Annotated in this window: 1 protein-coding gene; it reads right to left on the reverse strand. The window is 58.5% G+C overall.

Annotated features, from left to right (window positions below; all coding sequences use genetic code 11):
- Positions 1 to 97: 97 nt before the first annotated feature.
- The coding region (locus tag D7Y13_RS46655) for a DUF6194 family protein (RefSeq protein ID WP_244222511.1) at positions 98 to 398 on the reverse strand (301 nt) is incomplete at its 5' end.

Below are 398 nucleotides of genomic sequence, written 5' to 3' on the forward strand. Positions count from 1 at the left end.
GTCGTAGGCCTCTGTCCGTAACGGATAACGGCCGATTTCGACCAACCCGTCGGGTTGACCAGGATGGACTGGAGAATTCATCCTTGGGATGGCGGCACTAAGCCGACTTGGTTGCGCTCTGCTTCACGGCGCGAGCGTAGGATTCGGCGAGGAGATTTTGCGTGGTTTCCCAGGTTCGCTCGCCGGGGTTTAAGACACACACCCAGCAGAGATGCCCGTAAATTGGATGCGGCATCAGCGTGTCCAGCGCGGCGAAATCGGCGGCTGACGCGATGAGATCGCTTTCACCTGGTGCAGATGGGACTGAGCCGAAGAGGGAGAGAAAAGTCTCCTTGGTGACACCGATGTTTAGCCGATACACCTCCGCCCGGCTGAGATGGGAGACCTGGTCGTAATGG

This window comes from Corallococcus praedator (assembly GCF_003612125.1).
Lineage (GTDB): Bacteria > Myxococcota > Myxococcia > Myxococcales > Myxococcaceae > Corallococcus > Corallococcus praedator.